The sequence below is a fragment of the Parabacteroides sp. AM58-2XD genome (genome assembly GCF_003463685.1).
GTDB lineage: Bacteria > Bacteroidota > Bacteroidia > Bacteroidales > Tannerellaceae > Parabacteroides > Parabacteroides segnis.
In genome coordinates, this window is record NZ_QSDP01000057.1 from 18,574 (window position 1) to 40,322 (window position 21,749).

General features: G+C 41.1%; 14 protein-coding genes and 1 pseudogene. 1 reads left to right on the forward strand and 14 read right to left on the reverse strand.

Annotated features, from left to right (window positions below; translation table 11 throughout):
* Window positions 1–25 precede the first annotated feature (25 nt).
* The 14 genes and pseudogenes from DXA15_RS14625 to tyrS form a co-directional block, all read right to left on the reverse strand.
* A complete protein-coding gene (locus tag DXA15_RS14625) occupies window positions 26–2,998 on the reverse strand; it encodes a LamG-like jellyroll fold domain-containing protein (RefSeq protein ID WP_128134494.1) in 2,973 nt (990 codons plus the stop codon).
* A 178-nt stretch (window positions 2,999–3,176) separates the two neighbouring features.
* Window positions 3,177–5,648, reverse strand: a complete 2,472-nt coding sequence (locus DXA15_RS14630; protein ID WP_128134495.1) for a hypothetical protein — start codon at window positions 5,646–5,648, stop codon at window positions 3,177–3,179.
* A gap of 177 nt (window positions 5,649–5,825) precedes the next feature.
* Window positions 5,826–7,853, reverse strand: a complete 2,028-nt coding sequence (locus tag DXA15_RS14635; RefSeq protein ID WP_128134496.1) for a hypothetical protein — start codon at window positions 7,851–7,853, stop codon at window positions 5,826–5,828.
* Window positions 7,854–7,888: 35 nt separating this feature from the next.
* Complete coding sequence (locus DXA15_RS14640; protein ID WP_128134497.1) at window positions 7,889–8,722, reverse strand: hypothetical protein; 834 nt, start codon at window positions 8,720–8,722, stop codon at window positions 7,889–7,891.
* A gap of 5 nt (window positions 8,723–8,727) precedes the next feature.
* A complete protein-coding gene (locus tag DXA15_RS14645) occupies window positions 8,728–10,914 on the reverse strand; it encodes a hypothetical protein (protein ID WP_128134498.1) in 2,187 nt (728 codons plus the stop codon).
* Window positions 10,915–11,012: 98 nt separating this feature from the next.
* Window positions 11,013–11,222: a hypothetical protein gene (locus DXA15_RS14650; protein WP_128134499.1), complete on the reverse strand. Its 210-nt coding sequence runs from the start codon at window positions 11,220–11,222 to the stop codon at window positions 11,013–11,015.
* Window positions 11,223–11,307: 85 nt separating this feature from the next.
* Window positions 11,308–12,105, reverse strand: a complete 798-nt coding sequence (locus tag DXA15_RS14655) for a RagB/SusD family nutrient uptake outer membrane protein (RefSeq protein ID WP_233567292.1) — start codon at window positions 12,103–12,105, stop codon at window positions 11,308–11,310.
* 29 nt (window positions 12,106–12,134) lie between these two features.
* The gene (locus DXA15_RS14660) at window positions 12,135–12,872 is read right to left on the reverse strand and encodes a RagB/SusD family nutrient uptake outer membrane protein (RefSeq protein ID WP_128134501.1); all 738 of its coding nucleotides are present in this window, start codon (window positions 12,870–12,872) and stop codon (window positions 12,135–12,137) included.
* 11 nt (window positions 12,873–12,883) lie between these two features.
* Window positions 12,884–13,222, reverse strand: coding sequence for a hypothetical protein (locus DXA15_RS14665; RefSeq protein WP_128134502.1), 339 nt, complete (start codon window positions 13,220–13,222; stop codon window positions 12,884–12,886).
* A gap of 29 nt (window positions 13,223–13,251) precedes the next feature.
* Complete coding sequence (locus DXA15_RS14670; RefSeq protein ID WP_158579670.1) at window positions 13,252–16,251, reverse strand: SusC/RagA family TonB-linked outer membrane protein; 3,000 nt, start codon at window positions 16,249–16,251, stop codon at window positions 13,252–13,254.
* A gap of 206 nt (window positions 16,252–16,457) precedes the next feature.
* Entirely contained in the window at window positions 16,458–17,447 is a 990-nt protein-coding gene (locus tag DXA15_RS14675; protein ID WP_128134504.1) for a FecR family protein, read from the reverse strand.
* Window positions 17,448–17,525: 78 nt separating this feature from the next.
* Window positions 17,526–18,110: an RNA polymerase sigma-70 factor gene (locus tag DXA15_RS14680; protein ID WP_128134505.1), complete on the reverse strand. Its 585-nt coding sequence runs from the start codon at window positions 18,108–18,110 to the stop codon at window positions 17,526–17,528.
* Window positions 18,111–18,407: 297 nt separating this feature from the next.
* Window positions 18,408–18,724 (reverse strand): annotated as a pseudogene (locus DXA15_RS14685) (ORF6N domain-containing protein); the annotation flags it as partial.
* 231 nt (window positions 18,725–18,955) lie between these two features.
* Window positions 18,956–20,248, reverse strand: coding sequence for a tyrosine--tRNA ligase (gene tyrS / locus DXA15_RS14695; protein ID WP_128134506.1), 1,293 nt, complete (start codon window positions 20,246–20,248; stop codon window positions 18,956–18,958).
* Window positions 20,249–20,759: 511 nt separating this feature from the next.
* Between tyrS and DXA15_RS14700 the strand changes: the two genes are divergently transcribed.
* Window positions 20,760–21,086 carry a hypothetical protein gene (locus tag DXA15_RS14700; RefSeq protein ID WP_128134507.1) on the forward strand — a complete coding sequence of 109 codons (327 nt, stop codon included), beginning with the start codon at window positions 20,760–20,762 and terminating at the stop codon, window positions 21,084–21,086.
* The last annotated feature ends 663 nt before the right edge of the window (window positions 21,087–21,749 follow it).

A 21,749-nucleotide genomic window follows, 5' to 3' on the forward strand; every position in this document is an offset into this window, starting at 1 on the left:
TTTCATTTCTTTCAATTTCTACTTTCTATTCTTCAATCAAAAACCACGATGCTCCCTGTGCTTTTATCGATACCGGGAGCAGCAGATTTCCTTTTTGATCCAACATATACTCTGAGCTGGTCCCATCCGATGCCACAACTGTCGCTTTATCTTTTAAGCCTGAATAATAAAGCGGAAGTCGCATTTCTTTGGTTATGTCACGATCTGTCGGATTAAAGACAATTACCATACCCTTATGTTGAATAAAAGGATTTACGTGCATGATACAATCCAGGTCACGCCCGGTCGGACGACTTACGTGAATAATATCAGAAGTCAGGATGTCGCGATATTTCTTGAACCAATCAATATATTTAGACAATAATTGCTTTGTCTCCGGTGTATCATATAAACGGTTGCCGCGGATAGTCAACTGACAGCCACTACCCAACAATTGAATCAGATTGGCTTCATATTTATCCAGGTTGTCGCACAGAGGTTCCAAGCCGATTTTAGGATCATTGGAATAAAATCCGACCAACTGCAAAGTCATCCATCCCATCGTTGGAAGTTTTGTACGGGTGCCATCATATATGTATTGACGCCCTAACAACATCTGTTGGGAAAGTGTCAGGTTACTTGCAGCTTCACGGTATCCCATCCCCGTAGCCGTCGAACCATGCCAGAAATAATTATCCGGCATCAGTACAAACATACCTTTATTTTGCATTTCGCGTGTAAAATCGCGCATGATACTCCATTGTTTCCATTGAGAATCTTCCAATCCTTTATGGTGAGGGTGATTTTTTGAAGCACAGGCATCTCCATGATACGGACCATCAATAGGGTATACATCCAAGCCTGTCTTTTCTTTAAATTCCCAGAATTTAGGGAAGAAGACATCTTTCCATTCAGATGCCAGACAAACACTCTGTCCGAAATTACAACCGGGTTTATTTGTCTTCGGATCAATGCAGTCATACTTTTCCCCACGTCCTCTACTTGCCACCATCAATTCATATCCCCCGGTGATAATACCACGTTCTTTGGCATAGGAAGCGATGTCTTTCCACATATTTACATATTCCGCATCCAGCTTGTCGTACTGAATACCGGGCCAGGCCATTACATCCAAACGTTCCATCCCTACTTCTGCCATTTGATCGATAAATCCTTTTAGTTTTATCGGATCATTGCTTGTGATGCCTCCACATAAAAGCGATTCAGTGGTTTGAGGGGCCAGTTTCCGATATACCCGGCGCCATCCTAATGTGTTCCGCTCCAAATCATCTGAATCCATCAATAACTCGAAAGTACAGAACGATTGGAAAGGCTCTGTTTTCGTTACATCTACATTGGGCCCCATCGGAACACTGCTGACAAGCAGGTTTCGTGTTGCTTTTCCACCAAACAAGATCTCTTCGTCATTGCGCACTCCGGCCCAGGTGTTATAATCCGTATCATCTATCAGACGAACCGGAGAACCGCTGAACGGGACATACTCGTTCGTCCACATATCCACAATATCTGCTTCTGTATGAGCACCTCCTACCATTGCAAAAGAATAATCGGACTGTGCATAAATACGGCGGAACTGATCCTGTGACAACGCTAGAATTTCACTTTCTATCTTATTAATGACTTTTGCCTCATCCGAATTATTAATGACTTCTACCCATTTTGCGACAGTTGGAAGACCTTCATAAATTTCATAATTCACTTTTACCGTTATATTTTCTACTTCCGGCATCTGTCCTGTCGGCTTATAAATCATACTGACATGTAAGCCTTTTGCCGGCCACGATGTTGTTATGGAATTAAATTTAGGTTTCCAGTCATAACGTTTGACGATATCTCCAATTTCCAGTTTATCAAATTGAAAAGAACGGGGAGAGCTATATAAATCTTTATACCAACTATCCAATAAATAAGCGTATTCAGGTTGCCCTTTCAACCCGCCGACTTCATACCAGACGCTATCGATCATAATGCGTGCTTCAGGTTTGATTCCCCGCAAATATTCTGCGCCATTACTCAGATTACGATAACCTACACAAGCCAGATTGTCTGAATAATAGAAAGTCCGGTCTACTAAACCGTTTTCAATTCTTATCCGGGCCGTCTCACCGTCTTTCGATTTCTCCACAACCAGTTGACAAGGTTCTTTCAAATCATGGATAAGCCAGTCTTTCTCCTGAAGCCGTTCTGTCAACTCTTTTGTATGAACCACATTACCGCTCAGTGAATTAAACATTTTTATTATCTGTCTCCTATGCTGCTTATTCTGAGTATATGTTGCTTTCTGTGCCTGATAATCAATTGCAAAATCCGACAGCCCATCAAATTTACCCGGTTGGAAGGTTGAAACTCTCGCCTGGTATAAGTCTCCATGAAATACATTTCCTTTTGCAGACCCACCTACATACAATCCCGGCATAATAATCGGGGTAGCATCTAAAGTCTCTTTCTCTTCACCATTTAGAAAAAACACAGCTTTACCATTTTCCTGTTTTACTGCAATATGTACCCAAACTTCCGGAACAATAGGTGCCAACGTAACACTTCCTTTTTTCGAACTATATACCTGCAGATTCTTTCCCACTTGTGCAAAAGTATATCCTCCTTCTCCCGATCCGATAGCAGCTATCACATGTACATGACTTTGATGCTGATCACCATGATCCACCAACCGAGGCCGCGCCCATACTTCAAACAAAATATTACCATTTTGGGGATAGGCTATCTCTTTATTTTCATACCAGTCTTGTTGCGTCTTAAAAAAGATACAGCCTTCTCCCTTCATTCGATGGGATTCCGGTGCATCCATATAAATCAATGGTGCTCCCTGAACAGACAGAATATCTTCTCCTGTCTGGGATTTTATCTGAGAAGGTGCAGCCGTAAAACTAACATTACCACTCTTTCCAAAATTAAAATTAAATACTTCTTTAATGGTTGCAAATGTATTTATAAACACCCCTAACAACACTAATACAAACAAAAATCTCCTATTTATCATATAACTAGCATTTTAAACATGATCATTTCTAAAACAACACATTTCCACACAAACAGAATATTGAAACTAAGTATAGTACTTTTTTCATGGTATAAATACTGATTAATCACACAAATATAAAAGCAGCTATCCCTATTAAAAATAGCAAATAGCTGCTTATTTAGTGGATTATCGTTGTTTATCTTCCTTTTACAATTTCCTTATTACCCAATGCCTTAAATTCCACATGGATGGAAGGGGCTTTTGAAGAAGAGAAGTCGCATTGTACCGTCACATTGTTTTTCCCCTTTCCCCATGCAGTAGTTTCAGATACGGCAAAACTTTTACGAGGCTTCCAGTATTCATCACATACATATACGGAATTACCATCGCAATAGAGTTTGTCGCCCACTTTCAATATCTCTTGCACTTGGATCGGAGCACAACCTTCCACCAATATTTGCAGGTTGGTGATTTGTGCACCCGCTTCGTCTCCGGCTTTTATCGTTGCATAAAATTGTACTGGTTGCTTCTCATACGGATTATCAAAAGTAAACTTACTTAACAAAGGTTCTCCCGTTTGTACCGAACGATACTTGTGGACATTATCCCCTTTCAAGGTTACTTCATACAAGTTCCAAACATTATCACCCGCTTTTTCCAAATGGAATTCATTTTTAGGATTCTTCATCTTCTCTCTTTGTGCAGCTGTCAACAAATGATTGTTACGTACTTTCTGCCATTCACGGATGGCCTCAAAAAGACAGCTCTTGAATCCGCTCTGTTCGATGCTTTCGTCTACACGCAACAGATAGCCGGCATCAAAAGCAGCACTACGTGCCTGGATCCATTCAATATCTTCCGGTCGATAAGTCTGTTCCAATTTAAACCAACCCAACATACCCGGCATCAAATTACGTTCGAAATAACGTTGGTTCTCCAAACGGTAATTGACTTGGCTTTCACGCAAATTATCGTACCAAGGCTCTCCCCAGTTCATGAAAGAATAGATATGCCACCAATAATGGAATGGTGATGAACCACAAGAGATAATGCCTTTCTGATCCAGGTCATCAAACCATTGTTTCAAGAACCTGGAAGCCCCATATAAACCATGTCCCGTAGGTGATCCACCGTAATAACCGTCGAAGTCCATCAATCCGACTCCCGTTTCATTGCACACTTCAGCCAAACGTTTAGCAAAAACATCACTCAAATGGATATCCGGAAAGAGGCCGCTATAACAATTATTCAGTAGCTTATCAATCTTATCGCCTGCATGATGAGCCGCAGGCTTCGTTCCGAACTGTCCACGTGTACAATCCAGCAGTTTATAAGGTCTCTCTGTGGTTACCTCCCGATACGACACAATCTCCGTACCTATCTTTGCCGAATGCGTTTCACCCAAATAGGTAAAAAATTCCGGTGATTCAATTTCTATATCCTTATCAGTTGCACTGATCTCTTTTGTCAAAACAGAACTTCCTGAAATGGCCAGGCTATCACTAGGTGCGGGAGAAACATACGGGTCATGCGTAGAAGTAAACATCGTCAGCGTATGTACGCCGATTTCAATACCACGAGCTTTCGCCTTGTCAGTAAAAGCTTTAATTTGCTCTGCTCCCTCCGGAAAACGAGAGGTGTGTAAATCAAAATGTCCCCAGCTTTTGAATATGTCCCCGATATGAACCAAATTGAAGTTACAAGAATCGGCATAATTCAATGCATTATCCAACGAACGACCCTCATATAACATATAAGCCGGATTCTGGAGCTTCCGTTTTTTGATCCACTCTCCGTTCATCATCGGATGTGGCAATCCTTCCCCTACTTCGATCTTTCCGATGACATCGACAGCTTCCGAAGATGGTGCGGCAAACAAGGCAATAGAACTTCCTATGAAATCCTGATCCAAAGCCGTCACAGTCTGTCTTCTCCCTATATAGTCTATCACTTTTTCTTTTCGCCAATCACGTGCGAAAAATTGAATATCACTACCATACGGACGTGCAACAGCCGCATTTCCCCTTATCATGCGTACATATTCGGGCATATCTCCTTCTTCATTCACATTGATGTCGTACGTTTGCTGTCCGATCTTATCTTTCAAATCTTCGGGCACTTCTTGTCCCGGCAGCGGATCAATATAGCACCCACCTGTAGCATCATCCCCCAAATGAGGTCGTCCCTCTGTCGTATTTATGCCGAGTGCCTGTACACCGACAGCAAAAGTCGTATCACGTACCACTCCTACCGTCTCTCCTATATATTGAGATATAGTGGTTGCATAAGGTCCCCAAGCTATGGCATCAATCCGGTCACGATTACTTAATGAAACCAAAGACAAGCGAATATACCCGTCTTTCACTTCTTTTGAAACGACAGCTTCCGACTGGTTTGCAAAGGTTAGTATCCAGTTGTCGCCTTCGACTTTCAGATTGGTGGGCATGATGTATTCTTTTCCATCATAGAGACTCAACAAGGGAGATGCCCCCTCTTCCGCCAGATAATTCACGCCTGTCCTGTTGTCTGCCACCTGGCAAATAAAACCTTTTCCATCCACACTGAATGTTGCATATTGTGTCGAGAGTTCATCAACATACGATTGTTTGCATGAGCATAATATCAAAAATGCAACAGCACAAATACTACTAATTTTTCTAAATCTCATAAGGTCAAAAATTAGATTATCAGATTTCTTAATTTACATATATTTACTACACAAAAATAAAGACAACCATTCACATTAAACATAGCAAATAATTGCCTATTCAATGGATTATTACTGTTTACTAGTATGTCCGGCTATTAATCCTTAAAAGGGACATAATACCGAACATACTTGTTATTATTGGGAAATGGATGAAACTGGGCAAATCTTATATTTGTAATATTGAGGTTTATGTTCAAAATGAACTTGATCAGCTAAAGGGACTTGGTTTATCACTGTTATGATATTTCCATTCTTATCTATAGCTTCTATATCTACGCCTAATTCCGAAAATCCAATTAAAGACAAATTGAAATCAACCTCCTCTAAATCCTTCAGAGGGATGATTTCCCATCCAAATTTTTCTTTCTTCAACATATAAGAACCCTTACCTCCAAATTCTCCCTTTTCTACTTCCCCATACGTATCAATATAGAATAAATGATCAGAATAAACCTTGTCAAGTAATTTACCTGTTGATGAGACAGGGTTTGTAGAAGAAACAGAAAACAAACGGCTTCCAGGCAAAACGGCCAAAGTTCCATATTTAGGTAATGAATAATCATGGTTATTTTCTTTAACCAGCCACGGTTGATCGGAAAAGTTGGCATAAATCTTCAAACCACTATTATATTCAACCTGGATACAAGGAGATTTTAATAGATCTTTTTTGATTGCATCTGAAGATGACACATAAGATTTTCCATCAAAATACCGGATACTTTTCACCGGAATCATCGAATAGCTATTTTGGAATGGTTGCAAGAAAGCATATCTACGAACTGCATCAAAACCATCAGACAAAATACCGATATTACCGAAAGCGTAAGCATAAGCAACATAGGCCTCGTTAGAGACATTAGACATTCCATCCATTTCCAACGGATTAATCTTCAACAGTTGAAAATCAGGAAATATAGGAAAACTATGATTCATATGTGAATAATTCCCATCTAATAATCCTGCATAGAACCAATGTGTGCCACCTTCCGAATAAACTGGACCTTGATAGGCGCGGCGTTCGTTCATCAAAGTCATACCAATATATTCAAATACAGTACGAAATTTTCCTGCTCCAGGAGTACGATAATCGTAATCCACCCGATCCATAGGAGAAATACAAGTCTCCACATCACAATAAGAAAAGTTGGTACCAAATGTCTTATGTATTTGCGGTGCCAAAAGGGCCTGTTGTTCCCAACCGATCGTTACTTTATTGGCATAACATCTACACCAAGCAGGTCCCCAACCATAATCCTTATGGCTGATACGTACCCAATCTTCATTCCACAACGCATTGACAGGCGCAAAATCCATGTAATTCGAGTAAAAACCAATCCTCCAATCTTGCCCTTGCACAAAGCGGACATATTCTTTCAAACGCTCTACCCCCAGATCAGGATTCGGTTTTGTCCGGAATGTATAACTTTCTCCACCGGCGCGCCAGAAGTCTTCGTGATAACGGATACTGACATTCTCCACTCCTTTCGAACGCAAGTCGGATACGAACTTTCCTAGCTTAGGCAGATCGCTCCCCCCGTTGATCGCCCACAAACGATCTACCTGGTTAGAACGCATCGGAGAAGCGGGGTTGTCAATCGTCGGGAATACTTCGTGTACATCCGGTGATACATTAATAAAGAGACGTTCGCGTAACGGGTTGCGCTTTTTATTGTTCAACGGATAATATCTGACACCTCCATTATAGGTCGCTTTACCCTCTTTGATACCCTGTTCTCCACCATAATACATGGAAGCATTGGTATAATACCAATCAAACATCGTCAAATAGAACAGATTATCGGCATACAGTATACTGGGAGCATCAGCCGTATAGGAATCATTGGCAAAAGGGTTATACACCAAGAAAGGAACACCCACCAATTTACCATCCGACACGTTATCTGTCGCGCCTAAGCAGATCTCTTCCACTTTCCCATCCACTGCTTTTTCCTCAATCGTCCAAATCAAAGACTTCTGCTTGATCGTATAGGAACAGTCAAAGCGTTGGTTCAAACCTTTTCCTACTGCTTTATAACAGATAAACAAAGTATCGTTTTCTATTCTCTTATCCATAACTTTCCACTCTGCTTCTGTCCGTTTTTCAAAAAGGATTTTAGCGTTGGCATTCACCTTTTTCTCTTGTCCGTCACACAAGAGTGTCACGCCACCTATCGGATAAGCCGGGTCTACTTGATACGTCAGCTTAGCATCTTTCCCTTCGTATGAGAAAGGTATTTCTCGCCTTGTTGCTCCACACGATTGCTAAATCCGGTCGTCTTATTCGTCGGCAAGATCGTCTCTTCACGAAGAGGAAAAGGTAATTTCTCTGGGAACGGTTTAAACTTCATTGGCTTCAAAACTTCTTGATATCCATAGATAGGACCCAAGAAAATATTGTTCTCCACATCCGGTTTTGTACCATTCCCTTTAAATTCCAATCCGATGAATGTAATCGGTCGGACAATGCTATCATTCAATTTTATATGGTTCAAAAACCAATACTTATAATTCATATTCCGCCATAACCATTCTTGCATGAACGGAATTGTTATCTCCCGGCCTTTGGCATCTTGGATAACGGCATAATGGGTCATGGCTTCTCCACTGTTCTCCCATAACCAATGGTTTCCATAATTCCAAAAGTTAATGCAATCCCACTCTTTATCGAATGTATAAGGTTCAACAAGTTCTACACGAAATCCGGCTTTTGCCTGTTTGGTTTTGTAAACGACTTTTCCGCTGTAATCGCCTATTACCCGTTGTTCTTTAGTTCGATATAATGCGACCTCGGATTGGTTTGCCCGAACTTGCCACTGCGTACAATCATCAAAAGTAAACAGTGGTTCTCTGGCTTCCGTACGCCCTTCCATTTCATAAGGTTTACTACCGATACTTTTTTGCTTCGGATCTTGATTCACCCCTTTGATCGCCTCTCCATATTCCAATTCATTTGTCTCTTGTGCTTTTCCTTGTTGGATATTCAGAGCCAAACACAGCAACACACATGCGCGTAATGATTTATGTTTTAACATATTGTCTAATTTATAAGAGTTCTCGGATTAACATGCTCACCGGAGATATCCACTGTATATAGCGTCCATGTATGATCATTGATACGTTCCAAATGGTACCGGTTCTCTTGAGCTTTCATTTCTTCTTTCAATTCTTTAGAAAAAATATCGGCACGCCGGGCATCTTCCCACACACGAAAAGCCTTAAACACGCGCTCTTTATCCAAACATTTTTCAACAGCGTTTTCACTTAAACCAAGCATATAAGTAGCATTCCATGCAACAGCCTTTGATTGTAGATTCTCTATCACTTGTTCATCCCATTCCGATTGGAAATTTTGGATACCGAAAGTAGGACAAATGAAATTATTAACATTACCGTTTCTTTCATCTTTCCCCTGAATTCCGAAAGAATTGGTTACAGGGTTAAACATATTGTTTCCTCCACCAATATTTCCATTCCCCATATATAACCAATTACCATACATGATACCAGATCCCATCACACGAAGTTCATTTCCGCCATACGTATGAAACTTCTCAAACAAATTCCGATAGAATCGTTTCATAGAATAATAACCATGTCCTTGATACATGAAACTTTCCTGTCCATCAAAATCGACATAATCCATGCCACCGTCAACCAATAACCGGGCATAATAATCGGCATAATCGTCTTGCAGATTCATATCCGGAACAAAACCATTATAACAGTTCATCTGTAATTTTGCTAACACCTCACCCGCTTTATGTGTTTGAGCCACCGTATTGTAAGCACCACGCTTCACACCTTTCAATGTATAAGGTCGGGTTGTTGTAACTCCTTCGTAAGTAAGTAGTTCTTTCCCTAATTTCAAAACATTGAGTTTATTGCAATGCCAAGTTCCCCATTCATTTAACCAACTGGTATCAGCCACACAAATATCCGTTTGAGAAGCATTCAAATCGTGAGTGATCGTTGTCTTCAACACCATGCATAAGCTATCATTAGGAATGGGACTGACATCACTGCAATGTGGTTGCAAAAACTCACACAACGTATGTAACCCATAAGCGATTCCAGCTTCGTTCGTCATTTTTGTAAACTCAGCGATAGAAATTTGTTTTCCACCATAAGAAATCATCTTATCCGCCCATCGATTTGCCGGGTTGACATAATACTCTCCCAAACCTTCATCCTGTACAGCACGTACTCCCAACTGAGTTGCATAAGAGATCAAACTATCATGCCGTCCCCACCATGCTAAATCGGCACAAGCAGCTTTCGGATCACGAACCCATTTCCCTTGCTGGGTAATATAAGGCAGTCCTTCCTCCAAAACGACCTTCTCATAAAGTTTTAACGTATGCTCTTTAGGACAAACAAAAAATGCAACCGATGATCCTAAAACATCCTCATCTACAGCCTCCACCCGATGATGCTTAGGTACATTCACATTTTCAAAACCTGGTATAAGTGTAAAAAATATATCACGGGTAGCACGACGATCACGCGAACTCATTACAATGTAAGAACCATATTCCGGTATATACTCAGCCCCATTCCCTTTATTGAAAAAGAAATGACCTTCTTTCCGATTCGTAAAAGCAACATCGCTAATGCCATCTCCACCTATACGCAATCGCTGCCCCTCATATAACGAATCCGGCAAAGGATATTTGATCGGATCTGGTGTATGTACTCTGTAATACATTTGGTGCATATCTCCATCTGTAGGGAGACCGGTATTCGTATTGTCATTACAGGCGACCATACCGATCGTACAACGTTCATTACTGACTACTCCCAACAAATCTCCAATATATTCACGTATCGTAGTATAATAAGGTCCCCATACTACATGATCCGCTTTACCACGATTAGTAAGTGATATAAGTTTAAACGTCAAATACTCTTCTTTTTCTCCTATTTCTATAATAACTTCAGCTCCATTGGCATATGTTAACATCACCTTTTCATCGATTTGTCGAGCCGAAACAGGTAAAATTACCTGATCGTTACCGGCATAAAGAGCCAATAAAGGAGAACTTTTCTTATCAGATAAATATTCTATATTATCAACTTTACTGTAGATACTCGTTAAGAATCCTGTAGAATCCATCTTTAATACTGCATAATCCGTTTCAAAGCAGAGATCCTTCCCTGCCTGATTACACGAAAAGAAGAATGGAGATATAACTACCCATACCCATTTTAATAAGAAATTTTTCATTTGCCTCATATAAGATTTGAAAGGTTTAAAAAAACGGAGTAAAAGATCATTAAAACAAATATCTTCTACTCCGCTATAAAAATAATGAGTTTTTAGTATTACTTCAATGGATCAAATGAGCCACCCCATTCATTGTTTTGTTGTGACATATCATTGTCGAAGTTTGCTCCCATAGTCTTGTCCCCAATGGCACCGAACCAATGCTTGGTAGAGATATTAAACGTGGAAACTTCAACTTGCTTCACATTAGGCACGAAATCAATATGGAAGAACTTCTGCGTGTCTGCATCTTTCAACGTACGTGCCATTCGAATCCTTTAGCATCTTCCTCATCCCCGTTAAATACTACATACAGGTTGTTGTAATGCTTCTGGGCATTGATGTTGTCGAAATTCATCCAACGGCGGAGGTCGTCATAACGGAAGTTTCTTGAGACAACTCAGCAGCACGTTCGTTGTATAACAAACGACGAACCCCTTCGAGCGTATTATACACATCCAGCCCATACCCGATAGCGCCCGTACCTTTATCGATACCTGCACGTTTACGGATGGCAGCCACATAACCCAACGCTTCATTTATATGACCTGCTTCGGCAGCACATTCGGCAAGGTTCAGGTAAACTTCACCCAAGCGCAAACAGATCGCATTATTTTCACCTTTATATGAATCAGCATTATTCAATCCCGGCGTAATAGCTTTTAACGGGAAGAATGAGCCATAATGGGTTGTTGTGGCATTACGTTCCAACTGTATGTTAGACATCGCTTTATAGAACGTTTCTGTCTTCACATACGAAGTCCAGAAATACTGCCCGGCAGGAATTTCCAACGATGGGAAATCACAACCCGGAACCGAATAGGAGTCGTAGAAACGCGAATCCATTCCGTTCACCAATTTATCAAGAATTTCAGCATTGTAGGCAGCATCCGTAGAAAGGCGGTTTACATCCAGTTTTTGGCTCTTATACTCTTCGTTTTCATAGATAGCCATCGAAGAACCATCCTTCAACGGGAATGCAAGAAGTTGAGGTGTCTGCGGTACTTGACGGCATGCCCATCCATGGGTAATATCTTCAGGAAGATATTGGTTCATGTCATAATACGAATCCGGATATTTGTAATTTCTATAAATCAAGGCTTCCGTATTAGACTTCCCTTTCGTCAACCAAATGTCGCCAAATTTATCCATCAATTTATAACCACTCTTTTCAGCCAGTTCTAGAGCTTCCTTATTGGTTTTATAGGCTGTTTCCCAACGTCCTTATCATTGGAACGGTTGAATAACTTACTAGCATACCACATTTGCACGCGTCCTTTGAAAGCCATGGCAGCACATTTGTCAATACGCCCATAGTCGACACCCGACCAACGGTCTGGCAAGCCCTGGATGGCATCATCCAAGTCTTTCACAATCTGCGCCATACAATCAGAAGTAGAACTTCGCTTCACCATCAACGAAGGCAGATCGTTCACATCCTGCGATTTAAGGATCAGAGGAACACCACCCAAATCCTTTACGTAAGACCAATACCGGTAAGCCCGCCAAAACTTGGCTTGTGCTACCACAGCATCTTTATCCTTAAGAGCCATGACACTTTCCGGTACTGTCTCCAACTGCTCAAGCAGGTAGTTAATCTTGTCAATAATTGTATAATTAAAATCGACCCCACGGCTGGAAGCTGAAATGTTTACCCCACGCAACCACTCGCTCATGCTATCGTTTGAATCCGTTGTAAGGTCCGTGTCGGTATCAGACGTAGAAGACCATCCCGGCACCATGCCGCTATAGATATCGGTTAGATATGCTTGGATCATTGTCTCATTCTGCCACACATTATCCGGATTAATTGCAGATTTGTTCTCGTAATCTAACTGACAAGAAGACAACGCCAATACGCATGCCGATAATGTCAAGAATTTACGACCGCTTCTTTTTATTATATTGAAATTGTTCATAGATTTTATTTTTAGAAATTAACACTAACACCACCACCAAGGGTTCTCATTATAGGATAACCAACACCGCTCCATCCTGGGTTCAATTCCGGATCCCAATGTTTGAATCCAGAGATGTAGAACAAGTTCGTACCTGTTGCAAACAGCTTGATACTAGAGATTGCATTACCTAGAGGCTGGGCAAAATTAAACGTGTAACCGATATTTAAATTAGAAAGGCGGATATAATTCGCCTTCTTCCAGAAGAAATCAACATCTGTCCAACCATATGAACGATAGTCGCGCGGAGCCAACATAGGCAGATCAGCATCGGGGGTTTCCGGAGTCCAAGAATTTTCAATCCATTCCATGTTCCACATCTGGTTGTCATGGTAATCTCCTATGACACCAAAATTTTATGGTTATGGAATTTACCAGTAAATGTAGCTTCTACAGAAAGCCCTTTCCAAGTAGCACCCAAATTCAAGCCCATATAAACCGGGTTATTGTTGTTGTATAGGATATCCTTATCATACTTGTTGATAACACCGTCTTTCACACCATCAGGACCACTCTTGTCAATATAGACGAACGAACCGGGACGAAGATCTACACCACCGCCTGAAGGCATGACATAATTAGGATTCTCCTTCTTGAAGGCATCTACTTCTGCTTGCGAACGGAGGATACGTCCTTCGTAAGCAGCAATATAACTACGGTCTTTACCTACGGGGATTTCCCAATCCAACAAACCGGCAGCATAATCCTGTACCTTTACTGTATTCCATCCGTATGACAAGTTCAAACCAGCATGCCACTTGACTTTCCCGAAGCTATCTTCCCATCCCACACTGAAATCGAAACCTTGTCCGTTGATCACACCGTAGTTTTCAGCCGGCATCGTCTTGGAGAAAGTGGTTGGAAGCGAATTTTGGCGGTTACCCAAGATATCATACGTATGCTTGTGCCAATATTCAACAGCACCGTGCAGGTGACCCAAGAAACGGTAATCTACACCGACGTTGATACCGGTAGATTTTTCCCAAGTCAGGAACTCATTCACCAAATTTCCATACTGTAAACCATTATTCACAGCAGCGTTTTCACCGAACATGTAGTTACCACCATTCTTATAACTGGTCTGCCACTGCCATCCACCGACAGCGTCGTTACCTGTTAAGGCAACAGATCCACGCAACTTCAAGAAGTCAAGCCATTCAACATCTTTCAAGAAGCTTTCTTCAGAAGCGACCCAGGCAGCCGATACAGCGGGGAACACACCCCAACGTTCGCTAGGTGCAAAGTTCATGGAGCCGTCATAACGAACAGAGAGGTTCAAGATATATTTGTTGGCATAATCGTAACCGCCAATAAATACCCAAGAAGCACGTCCGCCCTCCGTATCAGGACCACCATTGGAGAACTGTTTATCGGCAGAAGAACCGGCTGCCCAGAACTGGTCGGTCTGGTACAACGGGAACTGGTCGCGGCTACCATATACATAATAGTGATTGTTGTTCGAAGCTTCGTATACGGCAGCCGCATTCACATGATGGTCTCCCCAACGTTTATCGTAATTAACCTGAAAGTTCAACTGTTGGTAAGTCCACCAATTACCCGAAGCAGAAACACCGGCACCTTCATTGCTGACATAATAATTAGTCAAATTGTTTACATCAATGATATGGTTGTTTTCACCCGATTTTATCGGATAATAAAACCTTTGCAGCTCAGTGTAGTTCTTACTACGCGACGAGTTCCAACTTCCCAAATAAGAAGCCTTTACGCTCATACCTTCTATCCATGGTAATTTATAAGTCAAGCTGACGTTGGCTTCGGGTCGTATCCAGCTATTTTTTCTGTAACCGGAAGCACCTTCAGCAGCCGCAGCCGGGTTACCGTATGCCCATCCATCGCCAATCCACTTACCGTCTGGAGAACGTGAAGGCATATATTCAAATGATACACGTGCTTTCGTGTAAGTCGCGTCCGTACCTTCTGTCGGTGAAGAAGCATAGTTTGTATTCGTATTGGCAACAGAAGCGTACAATTGCAAATCGTCGGTTATGTTAGCCGTCACATTCAAACGTATATTCAACTTATTATAGTCGGTTGACTCCATGAAACCACTCTGTGTATAGTAGTTGGCTGCCCCAAAGAATTTAATTTTTTCCGAACCGCCGCTGACGCTTAACGCATGATTCATCACGTAAGGCGTATGCCATGTATCATCAAGCATGTTAAACCCTTGTCCGGGAAGGTTTTTGGCCCATTCCAACTCTTCATCGCTCCAACCCGCACCTTGGGGAGCAGTCAAGCCGAAATTTTTGTATGCCTGATTAATAGCCATACCTTGCTGATAAAGATTCGTCAAAGCTACTTCTTGCGTAGCGAAGTCGGCAGAGTAATTGGCTGTATAGTTAACCGATATCTTCCCTGAGCTACCGGAACGTGTCGTAACCAAAATAACTCCCGCATCTGAACGTGCTCCATAAACAGCAGCCGAAGCGGCATCCTTCAACACGCTTACCGATTCAATTTCATTCGGGCTTAAATTATTGAACGTTTCCGCATCACGTACAATCCCGTCAATTACATACAACATCGGTGAGGAATTCCACGTCGTACCAGTACGTACCCCTACACTTGCCTGCTCGCCCGGCTTACCGGAAGGAACGGAGATATGCACACCTGCCATTTTACCGACCAACGACTGTGCGGCACTGTTTGTCGGAATCTGTGCCAACGATTCCGTGAATTTGGTTGTCTCAACAGATCCGGCCAACAGCCCTTTCTTCTGAGTAGTATACCCCACTACGACCACCTCTTCCAAAGCCTGGGTGTCTTCTTTCAGAATAATCGAAAAATTATTTTTTTTACTTACAGATATACTTTGGGTTATATAACCAATATAAGAGATTTCAATTCTTGCATTGTCGGGCACTTCCAAGGTAAACTTTCCGTCCATATCCGTAGTTGTTCCTGTATTTGTTCCCGGAATAGACACGTTCGCACCGATAATAGGTTCGTCATTATTATCAAGCACAACTCCAGTTATCGTTTTAAGTTTCTGATTCACACCTGGTAATTCAGACTTATCAGCTCTGTATAATACAATATGTTTATCACTGATCGTATACCTGATATTCTCACTTTTGAATATTTCATCCAGAATATCCGTCACCAGTTTATTCTTTACATTAACAGATACTTTACGGTTTACATTTACCTGATTCAGGTTGTAAGTAAAATAGAATGAACTTTTCTGCTCTATCATTGACAAGACATCCTGCACTGTCATGTTCTCCACGTTCAACGATAGTTTTACCGATTGCGAGTAAGTGACACTCGCCGTGATTTGCATTGTACCCAATAATAAAAACAATAAGATACACCTCATAATAAATAGACTTTTCCGGAGCCATGACGATTTATGCGTACCGCATGGCATACACTTCTTAATAAAATTCATACATTTGTAAATGATTAGTTAGTAATAAATTTAGGTTGTCTCTAATGCGTTACTCGCTTAATCCGAACCGGGGATGTTTGCAGCATCTTCGGTTCTTCATTTTTATAACATCCATGTCTTCTTCATAAGCATTCTCATTTTATAGGTTTATAAATCTGTATCTGATCCCCCTGAATTTTATAATCCAGTTTGCGGGTATCTTTCAATAGGGTAAGTATCTGATTTATTTTAGCTGTTTCCTTGAAACGGCAAGTAAATAATTCCGTATTGAGTTCCTGATCTTTCACTGTGATATGAACATTGAAACGACGTTCCAGATCAACTACAATATCGATCAGTTGTTTATTAATATAAGCCGCTTCGCCCACCGTCCACGATTTGACTAAAGAGGTGTTGACCGTTTTATTGACTATCAGGCCGTCATCTTTAGAATAGGTAACCTGCTCATTCGGTCTTAGAGTTACTTTATGTTCATTGTCATTTGTAGCGACTTCCACTTTTCCTTCTGCCAATGTTATGGAAGACGGTTCTTCATTGTATGCTCTCACATTAAACTTCGTGCCCAATACTTTTACCTGGAGTAAATCAGCATGTACGATAAACGGCGCTTTTTCATTATGTGCGACTTCAAAAAAACCCTCGCCTTCAAGCTTAACATCCCGTATCTTTGATGAAAACTGAGCAGGATAGGTAAATTTACTATGAGAATTCAGCCAGACTTTTGTACCATCGGATAAGGTTAAAGAAGCCCTTTGACCATTAGGGACTTCAATCGTATTCATGGAAGAGGGCTGTTCCTGCAATAAAAAATAAAGATTAGTACTTAATAATCCGATCAGCACAATTGCTGCAGCATATTTCATCCATGAAATATAAACAGGACGTCTCCGGCTTATTTCCACTTTTACTTCCTTTTCCTGCAATCCGGACATAAAACGTGCATAGGCCCTTTCGACCTCTTGTTTGTCGGAAAAACGTAGCTGGTCTTTCAAACTCCAGATACGCTCCATCTCAAACAGCCAATCAGCATTTGCCTGATCAGAAGCAATCCATTGATCGACCACCTTTATTTCTTCCGAAGTACATCGGTGGATTAAAAATCGTATTAGTATTTCCTCATTCATAGATCTTTCTTATCGTTTATATAAAGAAGACAACTGGGGCATCGGAAACTACGTAGTCAAAAATGAAAAAAGTTCAAATTAATTTATAATCCGACAAAAGGCGATATATAGTATCAGCAAATCTTTTAAATCTTCCCGCAGGAAAAGTACTGCATTACGGACATGAACTGCTACCGTACGTGTTGATATTCCAAGCTTATCAGCAATTTCTTTATGCGGCAAATCCTCATAATAACACAGCCGGAACACTTCTGCCGCTTTAGGTGGTAATTTTTTCACGGAAGCTTCGATCTGTTCACGAATATCACAGTCGATCACTTGTTTCAGTACATCATTTGAATCGGTCCGGTCATTCAGGAAAGCGATACGTGCTTCGGCTATTCGTATTTTAGCATTATACTCTTCTACGACCATTTGATGTTTCAGATAATTCAGACAACGGTTCTGAAGAGATTTAAAGAGATAGGACTGTACGCTATTTACATCGATTTGTTGTTTTTGTTCCCAATAGAATGTAAAGATATCCTGCACCAGATCTTTCGCTGCCTGTTCATCCACAAAACGACAAGCCAACGACAGCAGTTTCGGATAAAAGTGAACAAAGAATCTTTTAAAAGCTTCCTGATCTCCTTCCTTTATTCTATGTATATCAATAGGCCCCAAGTTATATAAGTCTTAATTAACAACAATATCTATCAGTGGTAATACCAAGTTCTTGAGGAACTATGGCGTTATTTCGTGATAAGAGGCTTGAAATCAGACATCTAAGGGGAATAGTGCAATTATCTTCGAATATTCATTTTTAAATATTATTTTTCTGTTTATAACAGATCCATGGATTTTCCTACCTGAATTAACTATTTATAATATAAATAGATTATATTTGCGGTGGGAGAAATATATTAGTTCCTCAAGAACTTCATACCAATACCTAAAACGAGGGAATAGCCTGAATCCTTTAATTTCTATAGCCGTATCAGAGTTGAGAACACTACTCAACATTGAAACCCCTAACTCACTGAAAGCGTACGGCATGTATTTAGGATGCTGCCCTCTACCTTTGTTTAAGGTGCTAAAATTGCACCTTAAAGACTCCCACTCATCCTTTGTTAATTCAAACATGAAGTCCGGTGCCGGGAAACGCCTAATATTATTCTTTACAGATCGTTTCAGATACTTTGTTTCAGTACCGTACATCTCGCTAAATCAAAGTCTAACATGACCTTTTGCCCTCGTATCTCGTATATCTTACTTTGTATCAACTGCAGCTGTTCCATACTATTCTACTTTGATGTTGATATTCTTACCATAAACAAAAAACCGTTTACTATCATATTGATAATAAACGGTCTATTTAGATTGTGTTGTCTCACGAGGATTCGAACCTCGACAGACAGAACCAAAAACTGTAGTGCTACCATTACACCATGAGACAATCCGGCGCTTTATCTAAAGCGATGCAAAGGTAAGAATAAAATCTTACCTTGCAAGCGTTTTCAGCATTTTTCTTATTTTGCAATCAGCAGATAATAGTTCTTTTTACCTCTTTGAACCAGCAGGTATTTTTCATTCAGCAGAGAAGAACAGTCGATAACAGTTTCTGCATCAGCCAGTTTTTCTTTGTTTACACTGATACCGCCACTCTGCACCAGTTTACGCATCTCACCTTTTGAAGCGAAAACGGCAGCTTTCTCTGTGAGCAGGTCGATAACTTTTACGCCGGCACTCAGTTCGTCACGGCTGATCTCAAACTGCGGAACACCTTCAAATACGGCCAACAGTGTGTCTTCGTCGAGCTTCATCAATGATTCGTGGGTAGAGTTACCGAACAGGATATTGGATGCTTCAACAGCTGCTTCGTAATCTTCCAGGGAATGAACCATTACAGTGATTTCCTTTGCCAGGCGTTTCTGCAACGGACGAAGGTGGGCAGCTGCGGCCTGTTCCTCTTCCAATGCGGCAATTTCTTCTTTGCTCAGGTCTGTGAAGATCTTGATATATCTGGCGGCATCGGCATCGCTTACGTTCAACCAGAACTGGTAGAATTTGTAAGGAGAAGTATAACGACGGTCCAACCATACGTTACCCGATTCCGTCTTACCGAACTTGCCACCGTCGGCTTTTGTGATCAGCGGACAGGTCAGGGCAAATGCCTCACCACCTGTTTTACGGCGGATCAGTTCAGTTCCGGTAGTGATGTTACCCCATTGGTCAGAACCACCCATCTGCAAGCGGCAACCTTCGTTCTGGTACAGGAACAGGAAATCGTATCCCTGCAACAACTGGTAAGAAAATTCTGTGAAAGACATACCTACACTCGATTCGGAGCTAAGACGTTTCTTTACAGAATCCTTAGCCATCATATAATTAACTGTCAGGTGTTTACCAATATCACGAATAAAATTCAGGAAGGTATACTCTTTCATCCAGTCGTAGTTATTCACCAACTTGGCTGCGTTAGGAGCATCTGAATCGAAATCCAAGAACTTAGCCAACTGCTTTTTAATACATTCCTGATTGTGGCGAAGCGTTGCTTCATCCAGCAGATTACGTTCTGCAGACTTCATTGAAGGGTCTCCGATCATACCGGTGGCACCACCGACCAGAGCGATAGGACGGTGTCCGGCACGCTGTAAATGCTTCAGCATCATTACACTAACAAGGTGTCCGATATGTAATGAATCGGCCGTCGGGTCAATGCCTACGTACGCAGAAGTCATTTCTTTCTGTAACTGCTCTTCTGTTCCGGGCATCATATCATGAATCATGCCCCTCCATCTTAATTCTTCAACAAAATTCATCGTTTTAATTATTCATTATTATATAGTTAATGCGGGCAAAGATACGACTTTATGTGGATACGCAATTCATAAAGTAAACATAAACAAGACAACCGCATCAAAATAAAGATTCATTTTGTTGACAGATTGCATACATTAGAACCCAAATTGCAGATTACCATCCACAAAAAGCAACACTCTTCTACCTACTAATTATTCATAAATCCGCCAGCCATAATTTTTGCTATTTCAAACCAATATTCTACCTTTGCTACCATTACCGGGGAGAAATCCGGTATAATGTTATAGAGCATTTAATTATCTTCACGTAAAACTGGAAATTTAACGAAGACGATATTTAGATGTTCGTGCCACGCTTATGTAAATTTTGTTACGATAAGTGGGGGTACGGGCATGCTACGTATTCTCGTCTTTGGGGTCTTCCAGTACCTACGTGAAGGGTTTATGTATATGTTACGTGCCCCTTTTTTGTGCGGTTGCGAAACATATCTGACTTAAAATCCAGTAGGATATGAAAAAGAAAACACTAGTACAACTTCGCCACATCGCCGACCGCATCCCGCAACAATGCCCCTGTGAGATTGCCACCTTTCTTTACTCCATCTGTGAGGAATGGAAATTTGCTTTTTTGAACGGTTGCCTGGTATTTATAGCAGATGGAAACCCTGTCCTCGTCATGCCGCTAACCACTATTTATGGGACATTAAGAACAGACAATACACTCTATATCCTTTGTAATAACGGAGCACTCCATTATTTCGACCGAAAAACACACCAGCATTGGGTTACTTTCCTCGACAATACGGACGAAGACCTCTTTAACAGTATGTTCAACTGATACGGATTAACCGAACTTATTATCGGATGAAAATTTGTTCTTTATTGAAAAATTGTTTTGAATTCATTGACTGGTTTTATTATAGAAAAAATTGAGCCAATGTGGCAATATGCCAATGTACCAATTTAGAAATAATTGAACTATCTGCTAATTATAGGATGAACCAATTAGTGACGGAGCCTTCAGGCTGTAGGCCTGTAACAAACTAGCCCAGGGTTCCAACCCTGGATTCCCTTGAATCCTTCTTTTTCTGAGGCACCCTGTAAGGGTGCGACAAGAAGGAAATGGTTGATATTTATCTTGTCCCGCCCCTACAGGGCGGAAAGACAAGAACGGGTTTTCATAAACCCAGGGTTAAACCCTGGGCTGATTTGTTAAAGCCTTACAGGCTTACATTAACATCGTAAAGGCGTTCGCGAACCGCCCCTACCAACGACGCTACATTCAATTCTGATAATAAATGAAGCATTTACAACTGATAAATTCTGAACTAAGTGAATTCCGTGAACAGGTAAATAAGTCTTCTATCTGCTATTTGCACCAAACAGGAGTTGATATGCTGGGAATATACCATATACAAGATGGCGGGTGTTCCTTGTAAACTGTTGTGCACGATAGTTGTATCGGCGTGGTGAACTTGTCACTGTGTGTTCTCTCGTAGGT